Genomic DNA, 18,235 nt, shown 5'->3' on the forward strand with positions numbered 1-18,235 from the left:
TTCAGGCGCGTAGCGCTATATTGCATAGGCTTTGCCCACTGACTAAAAATCAGACCATAAACACCCCTTGCCGAATTGATGTATGCCTCGTGTCAGCTACGGTCCTGAAGCCAAAAAGCGATCGCTACACCTGTTTGCAGCCCTGCTTAGCTACGCCAACGATGAGTTGGACTGTGATGAGGGTGCTCTGGATGCAATGCGATCGCACATTCAGATCCACTGGCAAACCGAGCAACGATTGGTCGTGCGCACCAAACTACGGTTTCTAGAAGCTCTGACCCAACTGGCAAAAAAACCTCTCAGTGGCGACCAGATCAAAGAAGCCCTACGCCGATTTGAAGATTATTTAGCCATTCTGGATGACAATCGTCCCAACAAAGGTGGATCGGAAGTTTGGCACTTTACCCTCAATCTTTGGCATGGACGAAACCAGACGTTGCATGTAGATGGTGGCGATCGCTCTGCCAATCTGCATCGCTTTGAGCAGGAATGGGAACACCGCCGCCCCCAGAAATCTAAGCCAGAGACGGGAAACTCAACCCACCTCACCCCGGCAACTTCCCAGCCTCAAGCACAGACACTGCATGATTCTGGCTCCCTCGCCAACGATCCCTTGCCCCTGGCTGATGATCCCTGGTGGCACTGGTGTCAAGAGAGTCTTGAGGCACAGCATTATCAACGGCTAACCACCAATCCCCTCACCCTCACCAATGGAGTTGCCTTTGACCTGCATGAACTCTATTTGCCATTGGGCTTACTGGAACGTCGCGAACAAAAGCGTCACGGGCACTATCAACAGAGCCTCGATCCCTTATCAAATCAAGGGTCAGTGTTTGAAGATGCTGACGACATAGAGGCAGATTGTGTTGTGTCGTTAGAGGAATTTTTGAGTCGGTTGCAATCGGCAGGTCAGCACCGAGTGGCGATCGTGGGTGAACCTGGTGCCGGTAAAACCACGTTGTTACAAAAGATTGCCACCTGGTTATTAGCACAACAGGCATTACCCATCTGGATTTCTCTAGCGGATCTGCAAGGAGCACCGTTAGAAGATTACTTGTTGCAAGACTGGCTCAAGCACGCAACCCGTCAGATCCGGGTTACACCGGAGTTGCAAGATGCTTTTGCCGACCAATGCCGTCAGGGACGGGTGTGGTTGCTGCTGGATGCCGTTGATGAAATGGCAATCGATGCAGCAACGGCTCTCAGTACGCTGGCTCGTCAACTGCGCGGATGGATTGCCGATGCCCATGTGGTGCTGACCTGTCGATCGAATGTTTGGGATAGTGGTAAGAATGCGATCGCCTCATTTCGCACCTACTGCAACCTTAGTTTTAGCAGCGGCGATCGCCATGACCCTAGCAATCCTGATGATCAGGTGGGAGTGTTCATCGATCGCTGGTTTCAGGACAGACCGGAATTAAGCCAGCAGCTGCGGCAAGAACTCAGCCAACCCAAACGTAAGCGCATCAGAGATGCGGTTAAAAATCCGCTTCGACTCGCTCTGCTGTGCCGCTCCTGGTCGTTAACGCAGGGCACCCTACCCACCACGAAAACCCTGCTCTATCAACAGTTTGTGGAAACGATGTATGACTGGAAGCAAGATCGCTTTCCTACCGCGATCGCCCAACGACAGCAGTTAAACCAAGCATTGGGACAGGTTGCCCTGCGTGCCCTGCGGCAACCCGAGATCCGCTTTCGCATCCCTCATTCGTTTAGCCAAGCTGCCTTTGAAGAGGCACTGGAGTGGATGACGTTGGCATTGCAACTGGGGTGGCTCAATCAAGTCGGCATTTCCAGCACAACAGGCGAAAAGGTCTATGCCTTTTATCACCCGACCTTTCAGGAATATTTTGCCGCGCAAGCGATTTCTGATTGGCAGTTTTTCCTGGATCCAGCCCACGATTGCCCCATTTTCAGTCCCCTCTGGCGGGAAGTGATCTTGTTGTGGTTGGGCAGACCGGATGTTGCATCCACGGACAAAGAGGCATTGATAGCCGCATTGACTCAGTTTGAGGATGGTTGTGGAGGGTTTTATTCTCATCGTGCCTATTTTCTGGCAGCAGCGGGGTTAGCAGAATTTCCCCAATGTCGTCAATCTCAGGCAATTTTAAGACAACTTCTGGAGTGGCGTTTGGGCTCATGTCCGACTCCTGTAAGTGAAGGCGCAAGAGCCGCCTTTGCGCAAGCCGATCGCCAGTGTGCGATCGCTGTCTTAGAAGCATTTATTTCCTCGGCTGAAAATCCATTTGCTCGCTGGCAAGCCGCTTATACGCTGGGCAAAACCATCGATCCAGGCAACGGGGTGGCGATCGCTGCCTTAATCCAACTCATCCACACGCTCCATAACGAAACCCTGCGGTTGCAAGTGATCGAAAGCCTGGGCAAAATTACGCCAGATCATGCCATCGTTCTTGGTTCTCTCGAACAGATCATGGCATCCACCCAGGCAGATGGGATTCGGCGTAGGGCTGCCTATAGCCTGGGAAAACTCCAGTCCGGTCATCCTGACGCGATCGCCACCTTAGAACACCTGATCGCTACAACGTCTCATGCCACGTTGCGCTTACGCACTGCCGAAAATTTGCTTGCCCTCGATCCTAACAATGCCACTGCCACTGCCCTAATGGAATCGCTGCCCCAGAAACTGGCAAAAACGAGCCAACGGTATCTGAAAAAATCAACCCAACCTCAGGATCTAGAACGTTGGATCGTGAGCCTGGAACACCGCTTAGCTGCTGCCAAGGATGCCGTTAACCAGCGGCGCATTGCCTATCGTCTGGGAACCTTACAACCCGGACATGCTCAGGCGATCGCCCAGTTGCTGACGCTTTTGCTGTCACCGGAGTCAGCCCCACTTTACAAACGAGTCGTTGAGGACTTGAAGGATGTGTTACTCGATTCGCAATTGCCTCAGGTGGTGGCTCGCTTGAACCCCTGGCTTTTGGACTCCGCCCGCGACCCCTCACTCAACCCATCGGTGCAAGCGCAAGAATGCTATAAGTTGCTGTGGTACTGCGCGCAACGCCTGCCGTATCAAACTTTTTTGAGGGCATCCCAAACCGGGGAGGTTTAAAAGTAAAAACCCTCAAACTGGGGGGTTCGAGGGCTGGAGTTCCTGAAAATCGTCACTGTACTAAATCATGACAATGGTCTGAGGAATCCACAAGAGGGGTCTGACCCACTAAATCAATCAATTTGCCCAAAATTTCCTAAAAAAGTCTACCTATCGACGGAAATCCCCATTAATCGTTTAACTGAAGAACCACTGCTTAATACTAATCTTTTATGAAGTTGCGCCAAACTAGAACCCCCTGTAGTCCCCCTTGGCAAGGGGGACGGCGACAGCCGGGGGTTGAATAAGACGCAGCTTCACATTAAATCGGTATAAGCCGCAGATTTTTTGTTGTGTGCCGCGCTCCGCGCGGCACACAACAAAAAATCTAAACATATCCAAGCGTGAAGCGCTGTAATAGGGATGTGGGGGTGAAACCGCCGGTTTCACCCCCACATCCCTACCCAAAACCCGTATCGGCAGCTGAGTAACACCCTCAATGGGATGCTGCCGTATAAATTTCTTCAGAATTACGGTCTTCGATGGGAATGTAAGGAGCGTTATGAGTACCTGTATAAATCTGGGTGGGTCGGAAAATGCGGTTTTCAGCCAGTTGTTCTTTCCAGTGGGCTAACCAACCGGCAACCCGAGCGATCGCAAAGACCGGGGTGAATAGATCGGTGGGAATATTCAGTTTGCGATAGACCAGGCCCGAATAAAAATCGACGTTAGGATAAATTCCTTTTTGCCCCAATTTCTCAGCCACTGCTTGTTCTAAAGCGATCGCCACGTCGTAATATTCGTCTCGCCCAAATTTTTCAAACAATTGCTCGGCAAGCTCTTGCAAAATCGTTGCTCTCGGATCTTTGACCTTATAGACCCGATGCCCAAATCCCATAATTTTGGTTTTGGATTCCAGGCATTTTTCCAGATATGCCGGGACATTTTCAACCGAGCCAATCTCTTCCAGCATCGTAATCACTTCTTCATTGGCTCCACCATGAAGCGGTCCCGCCAGCGTTCCTACTGCGGATGCGACAACCGCATAGGGATCGGTCAACGTAGACGCGGTCACCATAGCTGAGAAAGTAGAGGCATTAATTGTGTGCTCAGCATGGAGGGTTAAGCAAATGTCAAAAATCCGAGCGGCTAAGGGATCGGGTTCCTGCTCATTCAACATGTACAGGAAATTAGCGGCATAGTCTAAATCATCGCGGGGTTGCACCGGATCGTTGCCCTTGCGAATCAGCTGGAACGCTGCCACCATCGTCGGAATTTTGGCTAACAGACGCACCACTGCCGCCCGAATATAGGCAGGATTATCGAGCGCCCGCCGAGAATAAAACAACCCGAGAGCGGCTGCACTGGCTTGTAATGCATCCATCGGATGCCCACTATCCGGAAAACATTTCATCATGTCGCGGATGCGGAATTTGAGGCGACGATGATATCGAATTTCGTGTTCAAATGCAACGAGTTCATCTTGGGTGGGCAATTCACCCCAAATCAACAGATAAGAGGTCTCTAAAAACGTGCTGAACTTTGCCAGTTCTTCGATTCGAATGCTGCGATATTCTAAAATGCCCCGTTGACCATCTACGTAGCTAATGCTGGATTGTGTGGCTGGAATACCTTCCAAGCCCGGCTTATATTCGCAAACCGTCATAGTCTCACCGTGCGCCCGTAATGAACATACCTAGATTGTCTGAGAATGAGTCAACTTTGTCGCTGGATGGAGCGGTTTGGCAGCCAATTCAGCAAAATTGACGTAATTCCCGATTGACATAGTGTATATCTTAAGTTTTGCCGATTCTATATCTAACACCACACGATTTGTTGAGATAAGGGAGCGATCGCCGTCTTTACTTCATCACCCAGGTCGTCCACATGATGATAATGCTGACAAAGAAGATCACCCAAAGCAACGGAATACAATCGGATTCACTCACACAGAGCTGTCCATTTAACAAGTTTTGCTCCGTACTGGAGGTAACAGCGACCAGCTTGAGCGATTGATAAGAAATAGGAACTAACGTTGCAGCATCTTGATGAATTGACGCGATCGCAATATTTTCTTCTACCATATTAAAATCGTCCTCTCAGATCGAAATGCTTTGTATCTCTTAGGGTATAGCGATCGCAGGAGTTTTTCTGGCAATTTTTCTAAACCCTATTAAAATCGGGAGTCGCGCCATGCGCGACTCCCGATTTTAATAGATGAACATTCCCCAGGAATGTTCTAAATTCGGCTATCTTTATCTGGGATGCCTGATCCCTCAAAAGTTGGGAACGAGGTTATCCATCCAGGTGAGAGACGCAGGTTGGGGCACATTGCCCGTTTGTTGCAGATGGCGATAGAGCCGATTTAAGGCACTCATATAGGCATAGGCAGACGCCACCACAATGTCGGTATCCGATGCTTGCCCCGAAAAATAGCGGTCTTGATGGCGCAGACGAATGGTGACAGTGCCCAGAGCATCAATGCCTTCGGTCACGGATTGGACAGAGAATTCAACCAGTTGGTTTGGGATCTGGGTCAGCCGACTGATGGCTTGACAGACCGCATGAACGGGACCCGTTCCGACCGCAGCATCGGTGAGAATTTCGCCATCGGGTTTGACGATGGTAACTGTTGCCGTAGGACAGGCGCAGTCGCCGCAGGTCACTTGCACATGCTCCAGTTGAAACCCCTCGCTAACCTGGACTTGAGTTTCATCGCGGACGATCGCTTCTAAATCCCAATCGGAGATATCTTTTTTCTTGTCTGCTACGTCTTTAAATCGGTGGAACGCTTTATTCAGATCCTCTTCACTCAGTTCAAAACCCAATTCTTGCAAGCGCGTCCGAAAGGCATTGCGACCGGAATGTTTGCCTAAAACAATTTGATTTTCTGACAAGCCGATCGAGGCAGCATCCATAATCTCATAGGTTTCTCGATGCTTCAGCACGCCATCCTGATGAATGCCCGATTCATGAGCAAAAGCATTGACGCCCACGATCGCTTTATTCGGTTGCACCAGCATTCCAGTCAACTGCGAAACCAGACGGGATGTCTTATAAATTTCTTGCGTGTTGACCTGGGTCAAGGGCAACTCAGACTCAACGGGACGCCCAAAATAGGGATTGAAGTATGCCTTACGCACCTGCAATGCCATGACAACTTCTTCGAGAGAGGTATTGCCTGCCCGTTCGCCAATACCGTTAATTGTGCATTCGATCTGGCGAACGCCTGCTTCAACCGCTGCCAGCGCATTGGCAGTGGCTAACCCCAGATCATTTTGGGCGTGCATTGAGAGAATGACCTGATCAATATTGGGGACATTGGCTTGAATGCCCTGGATCAAGCTACTAATTTCTTTGGGTGTGCGGTAGCCAACGGTATCTGGAATATTAATCGTTGTCGCACCTGCTGCGATCGCCCGTTCCAGCACTTGATATAAATAGTCGAGATCAGAGCGCGTCGCATCCATGGGCGAAAACTCGACATCTTCGACAAACGATTTAGCATAGGCAACCATTTCTTCCGCGATCGCCAGCACTTCACTACGAGACTTGCGCAATTGGTATTGCAGATGGATGTCTGACGTAGACAGGAAAACATGAATCCTAGAGCGAGCTGCCGGTTTGAGCGCGTCCGCCGCTGCCTGAATATCTTGTCGTACCGCTCTTGCCAAACTACAAATGACGGGGCCACCTGCGCCACCCACCTGTTGGGCAATCGTTTGCACGGCTTCAAAATCGCCCGGACTGGAAACTGCAAACCCCGCCTCAATCACATCGACCCCCAGGAGAGCCAGTTGATGAGCGATCGCCAGTTTTTGATCGACGTTTAGCGTGGCACCGGGGGACTGCTCACCATCACGCAACGTGGTGTCGAAAATAATCACTCGATCGGGCTGAGGTTCAATGCTCATAAGGATCTCCTGGAACTATGCTGGGGAAAGCTGATCTTGACTATTTTATATTGTATACGATCTGATTTCGTATACAATATAAAATATGAATTTAAATGACCTGGCAGCGACAGTGCTGCAACAGCAGCGCAGCACCCCCGATCTGATTGCCGATGCCTTACGGCAAGCGATTTTGCATGGGCTATTTACAGAAGGGCAATCGCTTCGACAAGATGAAATTGCTACTCGGTTTGGTGTCAGCCGAATTCCGGTGCGGGAAGCATTGCGGCAGCTAGAAGCTGAAGGCTTGGTGATTTTTCACCCCAATCGAGGAGCCATGGTGACGACGCTTTCGCCCGCAGAAGCCCAGGAAATTTATGAAATTCGCATTGCTCTAGAAACGACGGCTCTGCGGCTTGCTATTCCGCAACTGGTAGAAACCGACCTGCAAAAGGCAGATGTGCTTCTGGCAGCGTTGGATCAAACCGTAGATATTGGACGTTGGGCAGAACTGGACTTTCAGTTTCACCGCAGCCTCTACATCCCTGCCAACCGTCCGCGACTCTTGAGTTTGATCACTACCCTTCAAATTAATAGCGATCGCTATCTGCGTCTTTTGATTGCCAATGCCGACGATTTGATACCTTCTCAAAAACAGCACCATCAACTGTTAGAGCATTGCAGACAAAACCATGTCGATGCGGCGATCGCCCTGTTACATCAGCATCTAAGCTATACTCAATCCCAGCTGGTGACGTTTTTACAACACCTGTAAGCATCGTGCAGCTCATGGCATAGCTTAATCCAGCCATACAATTTGGGATGGGTGCCGCGCTTCGCGCGGCACCCATCCCAAATTTCATAGATTTTATAGATCAAATCAGCGGCAAACTGGCATCATCTTGCCTTGCCAGTCTAAGCCCGATTCACTCAAGCGAAATGAATGCGCTTCAAATCCATCTGTCTGTTGCGAGGGATGCAGCAAGATTCAGTGGAAAGTTGTAATCAGACCTATCCCAAGACCTATCCAATTTGCCAGTTCAGTACTTGCCTTACGATTCATGTGCGATCGCTTACTTTGACTCGTTACAAGCTAAGCGTAAGCCTATAGGTTTAATAGATTGCACAAATAAAAGTTATTTGTGTAGCTCAACTGAATCTAATAATGAAATAAACAGAGATTTTCTAACCCAAGAGTTATCTCTATTCAAAACAAACAAAGTATATCTTTGGATATATGTTTAGGGTTTATAAAGTAAACTAATTTACTGATACGTCCGTATGTTTTCGCAACAGTGTGTTTTTTATTACTATCTTTATTTTCTTTAAGTGATTATGCGTATCCATCAAGGATCCTTACGAAAGTTTTACTTTCATGACTTAATTAACTCTCTTGATTAACCCTTCTTTATCAAGAGCCATTCTTACCTGTTTTTTGGCTCAGGATAGGTAAGTTTTTAAAGAAGACGTACGGTTGTTTTTTGATTTTTCAAGATAAAAATCAGACACAATTGATACATTTAATTCATCTTCTGAGCCATTGAATGCATCTAAATTTTATCTTTATAAAGATGGCTGAAAAACCCACATCTATCCCTGTGAAGAGGTTTAGGAAATTCTTACGAAATTTTTAAGGAGGATTGCGCTTACCGACTTCGTTACAAGTGATACGTCTATGTAACGTTTGATTTCTATTAAGCTAAATTACCCCTTTATAAATTCAAGAAATTGATTTTCAGACAACCTTAGCTCAGCTTACCTTTGAGCTTAATTCAAACTAATCTTCACCCCTGTTTCATTGATTTATAAAGGGTCTTCATTATCGCTTTACGTATAACTACGGGATTAACCCTTAACTTTCTATTCATAAGTGTGCTACCCATTTAACTCCATGCAGGATCTTAAGCTACCTTCCCTAGAGCAAAAGTTGCCTTCCCGCTCCATGCTATCCAATCTGTTAATTACTCTAATTAGCATTGGTCTGATTGTCTGGACACTTCAACTTTTGCGGACTCGCTTCACATCGGTTGTCAGCATTGACGCCGTGATCAATGGTGCGGTTGTAGACATCAAAGCACCCCAACAGGGCATCGTTTCAAATGTAGCGGTCGCTACCGGAGAAAAAACTCAATCCGGGCAGTCTATCTTGCTTTTGAACAATGAGCAGGTGAGTGAACTGCAAGTTCAAGAAATTAATAGTCGTTTGAATCAATCCAGAGCAGATTTACAAAGTGCTCGGGCTCGCTTAGATCAACTGGTCGCGCTGAGTCAGATCTCTGCCTCTGATAATCAAGCCCAATATCATCTAGAAAACCTGGAGGTTGAGCACTCTATTGATCAAGTGGCTTCAGACTTAAGAGGGGCACAGGCACGATTGCAGCTGGCTAAAATTAGCCGCGATCGCGCAGAACAGTTGCAATCTGAAGGGGCAGTATCTCTGGCAAATCTAGACAGTGCGATCGCTGAAGTTGAGCAACGGCAAGCCGAGGTCGATAGCCTACAAAATCGCCAGGAGAGCTTGCAAGCCAACCAGGAAGCCGCACAACTGGGTTTAAATTTAGACCGGACTCGGAGCAATTATGACCCCAGAATTCGGTTACAAGAGTTGCAATTTCAAATTTCAGAGCAACAACAAAAAATTCAACAGCTAGAACAAAGCATCAAAAACTCTGAGGCAGAGCTGGCACAGGCAAAACTGGATGCCGAACGTCACCAAAAAATTCAAATCAATGCATCCACAAACGGTGTGATTTGGAGCTTGGCAGTGCAACCCGGCACCTTTGTGCAGCAAGGAGAATCTTTGGGCAAGTTGCTGGATTGTAGCCGTCGTTGGGTGGATGCGTTTGTGGATGAACAAACCTTGCGATCGCTACAGGTTGGCAGTCTGGCAAGCATTGAGCTGTATGGGGATGCATCTAAAACATTAACAGGGCGAGTCGGCATGATCCGTTCGGGTGCAGGACGCCTTTCGGTCGGAGAAGATGTTGCCGTTCCAGTTGTCTCTAATACGCCACGCAAAGCTCAAGTGCGGATCAATCTCGATCCAGAGACGAACCCAGCGGCACAAGAACAACTGTGCTATGTCGGCTATACCGGCAAAGTGACCTTCGATATCCGTTAGCTCGGAGATACATACGGCAGATATTTCTAATCCATTAAGGCGACGATGCTGGGCTAAGGGAAAAGGGATTCTGCTCCTTGCAATCAATACTTACAGGTAAAAAATCGTCCTAGATGTCGCGTCCGAATGGTTTGCAGGAGTGCAGACTGCCATTCGAGATTCATGACACCTAGTTGATGTTTCGCAACGATTTCTGTAAGGGGTACGCATCTATAACCCGCTTGATAGCTGGGTTTAATCAGTCGAACCAACATTTCTGAATCCTACTCAACCTAAACTTATGCGCCTACTCCCTAAACCTCCTAAAACATCGGTCAGACCCCATCCGCTACCACCTTCTCTACAGGTACCAGTTCCAGCGCCTCAACCCATTGTTGCCCAACACCAACATATTTCTCCTTGGGTTTGGCGGTTGTTTATGCTCAGTTTGGTTGCGTGGTTTGGTGCTGTTTTGGTTGCGGTTGGGCGTCCTATCCTGATTCCGTTAGAAATTGCCAACCCTACCTTTCTAGAAGCTACATCTGGATTCCTGCAAGTTCCGGAAGATATCAATCAATTATGGTTACCCACCGTTGGTGTGGTTGGATTATGTGTAGTGCTGCGCTGGATTAAACCGACGAATCCTAGTCGCCTGATTGTTCGCAGTGTCGTGGCTTTTTTTGCGCTGCGCTATCTGGTCTGGCGATCGCTGGTTACGCTCAATCTTTCCCATTGGCTCAGTATCAGCATTAGTCTAATCTTTTTGATTAATGAACTAGTTTGGGTCGGGTCTTACATCCTTTACTTTTTTCAATCCACCTGGACTACTGAAAAACGCCGCCATAAAGAAGCGGATCGCTACGCTCAAGCCGTTCTTGCCGGTGAATATTTGCCTACGGTCGATGTCTTCGTGCCTAGCTACAAAGAGCCGGAATACATCGTTCGTCGAACCGTGATCGGATGTCAGGCAATGGATTACCCCAACAAAACCATCTACATTCTGGATGACACCCGCCGCCCCCACATCCGCGAGTTGGCAGAAGAACTGGGTTGCCAATACATCACCCGTCCTGACAATAAACATGCCAAAGCTGGCAACCTTAACAATGCTTTGGGGCAAACGAGTGGCGAATTGATTGTCATCATGGACGCCGATTTCGTCCCTTTTAAAGATTTCCTTACCCGCACGGTTGGCTTCTTCCAGAATCCCAAAAATGATTTAGTGCAAACCCCACAACACTTTTACAATCCCGATTATCACGCTCGCAATCTAGGGTTAGACCGCTTTTTGCCCAATGATATGGAGCACTTCTTTGGCTTTGTTCAACCCGGTCGGGATGCCGGCAACTGTGTGATTTGTTGTGGCACTTCTTATGTCGTCCGTCGCAGCAGTCTGGAAGCCGTAGGTGGATACTATACTCGCTGCTGTGTTGAAGACTATCAAACCTCGATTCGGATGCTGACCGAAGGTCATCGTCTGATTTATCTCAATGAAATTCTCAGCATGGGTGAATCGACTCGCACCTTCGCTGACTTTATTGACCAACGTCTGCGCTGGCTTCAGGGCAATCTGCAAGTCTACTTCTGCGGCAACGAACTGCCCATCTGGTCTAAGTTAAATTGGTTTCAGAAAAGCTACCACCTGACGTTGATCTTGTTTTGTTTCAATCCAGTAGTGCGATTGATTTCGTTAGTGGTTCCAATGCTGAGTCTGTATTTGGGTGCTTCTCCGTTGGTGGCATCGGTAGCAGACTATATTTACTACGCCATTCCTTTCTTGCTGCTGTACAACATTAGCTTCACCTGGGCAACCAACTATCGCCTTTCTGCTTTCTGGAACGAAGTCTATGAAACTGCATTTTGTTTCCCAGCGTTAGGACGACTCTGGCTGGTGTTACGCAATCCTTTTGCCAAAGCCAGCACTGCCACCCGTAAAGGGGTGAAAGAAGAAACGAAAAACTACAACCTGCACCTGACCTGGCCACTACTGGTGTTGATTGCATTGACACTGGTGGGCTTATTTATGCATTACGGCGGTTACTTTCTGGGTTGGTGGCCCCATCTTCAGTATGAATATCCCGGTAAAGGATTACTGGTTTTTTGGACCATCTATAACCTGGTTGTGATGTCGGTTTCCGTTTTAGCCAGTATTGACCAGCCCGTGCGTCGAGTGGTCGATCGCTTTCCCTTACGGACGACCTGCAAACTCACCATCGGCAATCGCCTGTACTGGGGACATACCAACGACTTGTCTGAAACCGGAGCCAGTGTAACTCTGACCACAAGCTATCTGGATTCAGATATTGATCCGAATGAACCAGCGTCTTTAGAGTTTGTGGAACAAGGATTTGCCGTCAATCTTGAAGTCTTGCGTTGGGGCATGAAAGATCATTATGTGAATGCCTCTTTGCGCTTTACAGATATGACGCTAGAGCAAAATCGGCAATTGGTCACCTGGTTGTATGGCAATATGACGTCGTGGAAACAGCCCAAGAAACCAGGTATTTTAGATTCACTGTTGGCACTGATTGCCGCTGTTTTGAAACTGAAGCCTGTGTTAAGCAAGTACACTTAATCCGTCAGCCTAGTGTTGCAAACACCAAATTTTGCAACACGGGGGGTTGGGGGCTTCGCCCCCAAGAAGGGGTGCAACCCCTTCACCCCTTACAAAACTTTCGTTTTGCTGTACTAGTGTTACAAACACCAAATTTTGCAATTGGGGGGTTGGGGGCTTCGCCCCCAAGAAGGGGTGGAACCCCTTCACCCCTTACAAAACTTTCGTTTTGCTGTACTAGTACAGGAATCCCTATGGGAAAACATGGGTGTGGTGCGGCTGTACCACGCCCATGTTTCTTATATAGCAGCCGAGAGGCTGGTTGAACGGGGTGCAGGGGTGAAACCCCTGGCTGGGGGCGCAGTTCCCACACCCCCACTGTCCTAACCATCTACTCAATTTTCCAACGCTACCCAATAAAGAATCACACTTTAGCTAGATGAGGAGCAGGTTATGCTCAAGCTTTTCAAACAGTACTTAGGCTGGAGTCGATGGGGACTATTGGCTGGTGTTGGTGCGATCGCCCTGTTTGCCCTGCATCTCCTGACGACGTCTCCGACTCCATCTGTTTCCCTTCCATCCGATCTGAGCGATCGCATTACCGCTCTCAGAACCACCGCCGTTGTCCTTCAGATCAAAGATGCTAATGGGAACCCGATCGAAAATGCTAAAGTCCATCTCCAGCAAACTCGGCATCACTTTCCCTTTGGCGTTTCGTTACGCACCGATATGTTTGCAGATGGCGGTAATAGTGCCGACCAAAATCAGGCTCTGACAATTGCTCAAACCCAGTTTAATGCCAGTGTGCCGGAAGATGCACTGAAGTGGTATTCGACAGAACCAACCCAAGGTCAAGTCAGCTACACCGATGTCGATCGCATTTTAGCCTGGAGTGAGCAACATGAGTTGCCCATGCGCGGTCATCATTTATTTTGGGCAGTCGAAGAACGCAACCAGGATTGGTTAAAATCACTTTCTGAAACTGATCTGCGAGAGGCAGTTCATCATCGCGCCACTGAGATTTGTACGCGGTACCGAGGACGTATTGCAGACTACGATGTGCTCAACGAAATTTTGAATGGTGATTTCTTTCAGAAACGGTTAGGCGATCGCATTATTCACGATATGTTTCTCTGGTGCCATGACGCCGATCCAGACGCTCAACTTTACACCAACGAATACAACATTCTCAATGGCGAACAACGCGATCGCTATATCGATCTGATTCGTTCTCTCATTGCGGACGGCGTGCCGTTGGGTGGGATCGGGATTCAAGCCCATATTCGCCAAGATCTAACCATAGAGGGAATGCAACACAACCTGGATCGGTTAGCCGAATTGGGATTGCCCATTAAAATTACAGAGGTGTCGGTGGTTGCAGATATAGATGCTGCCCAGGCACAAGAATTAACCGATTTATATCGAGTGGCGTTTGCCCATCCGGCGGTGCAGGGCATCTATTTGTGGGGATTTTGGGAAGGGTCTAACTGGGAACCGCGATCGGCACTTTTTCGGCAAAATTTTGAGCCAAAATTGGCAGCACACGCGTATCAAGATCTGGTCTATCGGCAGTGGTGGACGGATGAATCAGGTACAACAAATGATCAGGGAGATTATTCAACCCGAGCATTTTTTGGCAATTATCATGTCACGGTTGAGGCGAATGGGCAGACCAAAGCAATGGAGTTTCGTCTTCTGCCCGATGAGCGATCGCCTGCTGTCGTGAGTATTACGTTTTAGAGGGTGGTGAGAGAGAGCCGTGCGGAGCACGGCTCTCTCAACGATTTGTACTTCACACCATGGAGAATTGCTGTACGTGCCAGGGTCAGTGCCAAATTCTCATGCCAATTTAATTCGCACCAGATACCGTAAGGGCGCATCGCGATGCGCCCTTACACTAGATCGGTGTGTCGTGGAGTCTGTTTAGATCGGATCAGCATGTCCTAAATACAGCAGCGCGTTAAATTCGATCGTTAGAATAGCAATGTCCTGAGTCAGCAGGGAACAGTGCATGAAAAAAAGATGGATCGGACTCATGGTCTTACTGATAACATCCTTTGGCATTGTTCTAGGGTGGAACTGGACTCCATTGCAGCCCATATCCAGAGCGATTGAAGCCAGCTTTCAGCCGTCATCCACGCCGGATGTCATCCATCCACCCACGCTTTCTTTAAATCCCCAGACCAGCCCACAGGAGCCACCCACAGTCGATGCCGATCGCCTGATGGCAGATCTGACTGCGCTATCCTTCAGTCGATCGAGTGATGCCGACCGCGATCGCGCCCGTCAATATATTATTCATTCGCTAGAATCAGCTGGATGGCAACCTCAAATCCAGGCATTTCCGGGTGGCGAAAATATTATTGCCGACCGACCCGGCACTGACCCGGATGCAGAGATTGTGTTGCTGGGGGCGCATTATGATTCTGTAGAGCGATCGCCCGGAGCAGATGATAATGCTACGGCTGTTGCGGCTACGCTAGAAGCTGCCCGACTTTTGGGCAGTTTGCCAACGCCTCAAACCCTGCGGCTTGTGTTGTTTGATCAGGAAGAAGCCGGATTGTTGGGAAGTTTGGCGTATGTCGATCAACCTGACCATCGTCAGGATCTCAAAGGTGCGATCATTTTAGAAATGTTGGGTTACACTTGCCAGACCGACGGCTGTCAACACTATCCGCCCGTATTGCCTATCACACCGCCCACCACTCGTGGAGATTTTATTGCCATCATTGGCGATCAGGGGCATATGAACCTGATTGATAGCTTTGTTCAAGCCAGTCGTTCCGACTTGCCCCAGATTTTAACCTTGCCTGTTCCCCTACTGGGACCTTTCACCCCCGACCTACTTCGCAGTGACCATGCTCCGTTTTGGAATAAGGGGTTGGGAGCTGTGATGGTGACTGATACTGCAAACTTTCGTAACCCCCACTATCACCAACCCAGCGACACCTCCGATACCTTAGACCCAGAATTTTTCTCCGGTTCAGTGCAATTGGTGGTGAATGCGGTGACTCATCTACTGAGCGATCGCACGTAGACTCCCATGAAGGCGTTAGCAATTCTGATGGATTTGAATGCCACGACGCTGCATCGTTTGCTCAAATAAATCGGTGGGCAATGCCTCTTCAACGGCCCATACCCCCGGTTTTTGTAACTGCCCGGATAACACCAGTTCGGCAATGCTGCCGGTGCCATAGCCAGCGGCGATCGCTGTATTGTCATGCACCAGGGTCGAACAATACGTATAGGGCTGTCCGTTTTTGCTGCCTTTGACTTCACAGCGAATGCCGACGCCAATGCCACTAAAGCGATCGCTGACCTGGGTCATGCGCTGGCTGACACGAGAAAGAAACTCGATGCCATTGGGGTTGCGCACCCACGATTTCGGGAAAATATGGGCAGCAATCCAGGTGAGGTGATTGTAGAAATCGGGCACTGAGCCAAATTTTGTAATTACAGTTTTTACTGGAAACGCTTCGGCTAGGGTGAATGTTTCTGGCATTTCATACCAGTAAACGTGGACTTTGTTGTAGGGCGGCGGTAATTGCAGGGGTTGGCGATCGCTATAGGGTTGAACCTGTTGCCAGCGACCGTCGATCCAGGCAGGAAAGGGATTGAGTAAGCCCAAAAATGTAGTTCGCAGTACCGTCAATCCGGCTCCACCAGAACCGCCCACTACATAACTTAAGTGAATTTCTTCGGGGTGTTCCATTTGCTCAATTCCCTGACGCACCATACTATTCGAGATGCCAGGGAAAATGCCTGTATTGATAATGGCTGTGATTCCGGCGGCATTTGCCGCATCCCGGTAGGCTAATACCTTGCGTGTAAAGCCGACATTATCACACACATCGATATAGTTGACTCCTTGTTCAATACATAGCTTCAGTACCGATTCATCCCGATGATGGAAAGGCCCTGCACAATGAATCACCAAATCAGATTGGGCGATCGCGTCCCTTAACTTCTCCAGTTCTGCCAAATCTAACTGCAAAAAATCACACCGAGGCGATCGCATGGAGGAGATACGACTGCTCGTTTTACCTGTAATAACGATTTGAGCTGAGGTGTGGTTGAGGATATCTTGAGCCACACAATTGCCGATGCGACCTCGCCCACCCAAAATCAAAATGCGCTGAGTCATGTCTAAAAATTAGGACTGCTATATCGCCTATTCTATGAAATGACGCGCATGGCTCGGCAAAAAACAGAAAACCCCCAAATCCGGCAGAGGATTTGAGGGGTTTAATCAGGGTGCATCTACCATTCCAATGTTCTAATCGACCCTGCTGTTATCCGGAAAAATTTGAAATTGATTTATAGCAATGCTCAATAGCATGACGTACAAGGTGTTGTGAGAGCCGCGCGGAGCGCGGCTCTCACAACCACAATAAATGCTTAGTTAATCCCTAAGTCGGCGAGGAGTTGGCGATCGCTATCGATTTCTGGGTTGGCGGTAGTCAGGAGTTTTTCTCCATAAAAAATAGAATTAACCCCTGCCAAAAAGCAGAGGGCTTGAGCTTCGCGGCTGAGGCTGGTGCGTCCTGCGCTGAGGCGAATTCTGGCTTGGGGCATGAGAATCCGAGCGGTAGCACACATGCGCACCAGATCAAAAGAATCGACCGGCGTTTGCTGTTCTAACGGGGTTCCGGCTACTGCCACCAATGTATTGATAGGCACGCTTTCGGGATGAGGATCAAGATTCGACAAGATTTCCAATAAGCGGGCGCGATCGTGCAGTGTTTCGCCCATGCCAATAATGCCACCGCAGCACACCGTAATTCCTGCCTGCCGCACCCGGTCTAAGGTTTGCAAGCGATCGTCGTAGGTGCGGGTGGTAATAATGCGATCGTAATATTCGGGGCTGGTGTCTAAATTGTGGTTGTAAGCGGTTAGACCTGCGTCTGCCAAGCGTTTTGCCTGCGAGTCATTGAGCATTCCAGCCGTGACACACGCCTCTAGCCCCAACTGCCGCACCCCCCGCACCATCTCTAGCATCGCCTCAAACGATGCTCCTTCGCGAATTTCACGCCATGCCCAACCCATACAAAAGCGGCTGGCACCCAGGGCTTTGGCTTGCTCGGCTTGCTCAATTACTTCGCTAACATTGGCGATCGCCGGTTTTTCGACAGCTGTTTCGTAATGGGCAGACTGCGGACAGTAAGCACAATTTTCAGCACATCCACCCGTTTTCACACTCATCAGCGTCGCGAGTTGCACGCCCATATCCGAATTGAACTGACGGTGAACCGTTTGGGCTTGATAGACCAACTCCAGAAGGGGTTGTTGGAGCAGCGTGAGGATTTCTGAGGTTGTCCAGTTATGACGAATCGTTGACACAGGTCGTGATGCAATGAAAGTGCAACTTCAAATCATATCTTCTCTGCTGCCCCAGAGCATAAACTTAAAAACAGGCGTTACTGAATCTAAATTTTGTTTAGGATCGTGGATTAAATAAGATCGAATATTGGATCGTTTGTAGGGGCGAACGGCCGTTCGCCCCTACAAGCAATCATCGGAGTTATTTAATTCCCATTCCTTAGGATCGTGGATTCAATAAAATCGAAGATTTATTTTTGTCAGCGCGGCTTCGCCACGCTGACAAAAATAAACGTCCGAGTTTTAATTAATTTGTG

11 protein-coding genes are annotated in these 18,235 nt (G+C 48.8%); 6 read left to right on the top strand and 5 right to left on the bottom strand.

The genetic code is table 11. The annotated features are described in order from the left end of the window. Positions 1–82: 82 nt before the first annotated feature. Positions 83–3,073 carry a HEAT repeat domain-containing protein gene (locus tag ACR6Z4_RS10925; RefSeq protein ID WP_479717297.1) on the top strand — a complete coding sequence of 997 codons (2,991 nt, stop codon included), beginning with the start codon at positions 83–85 and terminating at the stop codon, positions 3,071–3,073. A 475-nt stretch (positions 3,074–3,548) separates the two neighbouring features. On the opposite strand, the gene ACR6Z4_RS10930 is transcribed toward ACR6Z4_RS10925, so the two are convergent. From ACR6Z4_RS10930 to ACR6Z4_RS10940, 3 genes are all read right to left on the bottom strand, one after another. After that, a complete protein-coding gene (locus tag ACR6Z4_RS10930) occupies positions 3,549–4,718 on the bottom strand; it encodes a citrate synthase (protein ID WP_479717298.1) in 1,170 nt (389 codons plus the stop codon). 196 nt (positions 4,719–4,914) lie between these two features. Continuing rightward, complete coding sequence (locus ACR6Z4_RS10935) at positions 4,915–5,136, bottom strand: hypothetical protein (RefSeq protein WP_479717299.1); 222 nt, start codon at positions 5,134–5,136, stop codon at positions 4,915–4,917. Positions 5,137–5,328: 192 nt separating this feature from the next. Further along, positions 5,329–6,966 (bottom strand): 2-isopropylmalate synthase, encoded by a 1,638-nt coding sequence (locus tag ACR6Z4_RS10940; RefSeq protein ID WP_479717300.1) that lies wholly within the window; start codon positions 6,964–6,966, stop codon positions 5,329–5,331. An 85-nt stretch (positions 6,967–7,051) separates the two neighbouring features. Here ACR6Z4_RS10940 and ACR6Z4_RS10945 point away from each other — a divergent pair, with 85 nt between their 5' ends. From ACR6Z4_RS10945 to ACR6Z4_RS10965, 5 genes are all read left to right on the top strand, one after another. Then, positions 7,052–7,720 carry a GntR family transcriptional regulator gene (locus ACR6Z4_RS10945; protein ID WP_479717301.1) on the top strand — a complete coding sequence of 223 codons (669 nt, stop codon included), beginning with the start codon at positions 7,052–7,054 and terminating at the stop codon, positions 7,718–7,720. Between the two features lie 1,116 nt (positions 7,721–8,836). After that, a complete protein-coding gene (locus ACR6Z4_RS10950; RefSeq protein WP_479717302.1) occupies positions 8,837–10,066 on the top strand; it encodes an HlyD family secretion protein in 1,230 nt (409 codons plus the stop codon). Between the two features lie 280 nt (positions 10,067–10,346). Beyond that, positions 10,347–12,620: a glycosyltransferase gene (locus tag ACR6Z4_RS10955; protein ID WP_479717303.1), complete on the top strand. Its 2,274-nt coding sequence runs from the start codon at positions 10,347–10,349 to the stop codon at positions 12,618–12,620. A 432-nt stretch (positions 12,621–13,052) separates the two neighbouring features. Beyond that, entirely contained in the window at positions 13,053–14,339 is a 1,287-nt protein-coding gene (locus ACR6Z4_RS10960; protein WP_479717304.1) for an endo-1,4-beta-xylanase, read from the top strand. Between the two features lie 271 nt (positions 14,340–14,610). After that, the gene (locus ACR6Z4_RS10965; protein ID WP_479717305.1) at positions 14,611–15,636 is read left to right on the top strand and encodes a M28 family peptidase; all 1,026 of its coding nucleotides are present in this window, start codon (positions 14,611–14,613) and stop codon (positions 15,634–15,636) included. A 15-nt stretch (positions 15,637–15,651) separates the two neighbouring features. Here the strand turns inward: ACR6Z4_RS10965 and ACR6Z4_RS10970 are convergent, their stop codons facing one another. Both ACR6Z4_RS10970 and bioB read right to left on the bottom strand, forming a co-directional pair. Beyond that, positions 15,652–16,743, bottom strand: a complete 1,092-nt coding sequence (locus ACR6Z4_RS10970; RefSeq protein WP_479717306.1) for a saccharopine dehydrogenase family protein — start codon at positions 16,741–16,743, stop codon at positions 15,652–15,654. Positions 16,744–16,997: 254 nt separating this feature from the next. Next, positions 16,998–17,939, bottom strand: a complete 942-nt coding sequence (bioB, locus tag ACR6Z4_RS10975; protein WP_479717307.1) for a biotin synthase BioB — start codon at positions 17,937–17,939, stop codon at positions 16,998–17,000. Between the last annotated feature and the right edge of the window lie 296 nt (positions 17,940–18,235).

The sequence above is a fragment of the Calyptranema fuscum S582 genome, from assembly GCF_055793305.1.

Bases quoted from the DNA above. Each gene is read 5' to 3' on its own strand.
- ACR6Z4_RS10925 (WP_479717297.1), top strand. From the start codon at position 83: ATGCCTCGTGTCAGCTACGGTCCTGAAGCCAAAAAGCGATCGCTACAC.
- ACR6Z4_RS10930 (WP_479717298.1), bottom strand. From the start codon at position 4,718: ATGACGGTTTGCGAATATAAGCCGGGCTTGGAAGGTATTCCAGCCACA.
- ACR6Z4_RS10935 (WP_479717299.1), bottom strand. From the start codon at position 5,136: ATGGTAGAAGAAAATATTGCGATCGCGTCAATTCATCAAGATGCTGCA.
- ACR6Z4_RS10940 (WP_479717300.1), bottom strand. From the start codon at position 6,966: ATGAGCATTGAACCTCAGCCCGATCGAGTGATTATTTTCGACACCACG.
- ACR6Z4_RS10945 (WP_479717301.1), top strand. From the start codon at position 7,052: ATGAATTTAAATGACCTGGCAGCGACAGTGCTGCAACAGCAGCGCAGC.
- ACR6Z4_RS10950 (WP_479717302.1), top strand. From the start codon at position 8,837: ATGCAGGATCTTAAGCTACCTTCCCTAGAGCAAAAGTTGCCTTCCCGC.
- ACR6Z4_RS10955 (WP_479717303.1), top strand. From the start codon at position 10,347: ATGCGCCTACTCCCTAAACCTCCTAAAACATCGGTCAGACCCCATCCG.
- ACR6Z4_RS10960 (WP_479717304.1), top strand. From the start codon at position 13,053: ATGCTCAAGCTTTTCAAACAGTACTTAGGCTGGAGTCGATGGGGACTA.
- ACR6Z4_RS10965 (WP_479717305.1), top strand. From the start codon at position 14,611: ATGAAAAAAAGATGGATCGGACTCATGGTCTTACTGATAACATCCTTT.
- ACR6Z4_RS10970 (WP_479717306.1), bottom strand. From the start codon at position 16,743: ATGACTCAGCGCATTTTGATTTTGGGTGGGCGAGGTCGCATCGGCAAT.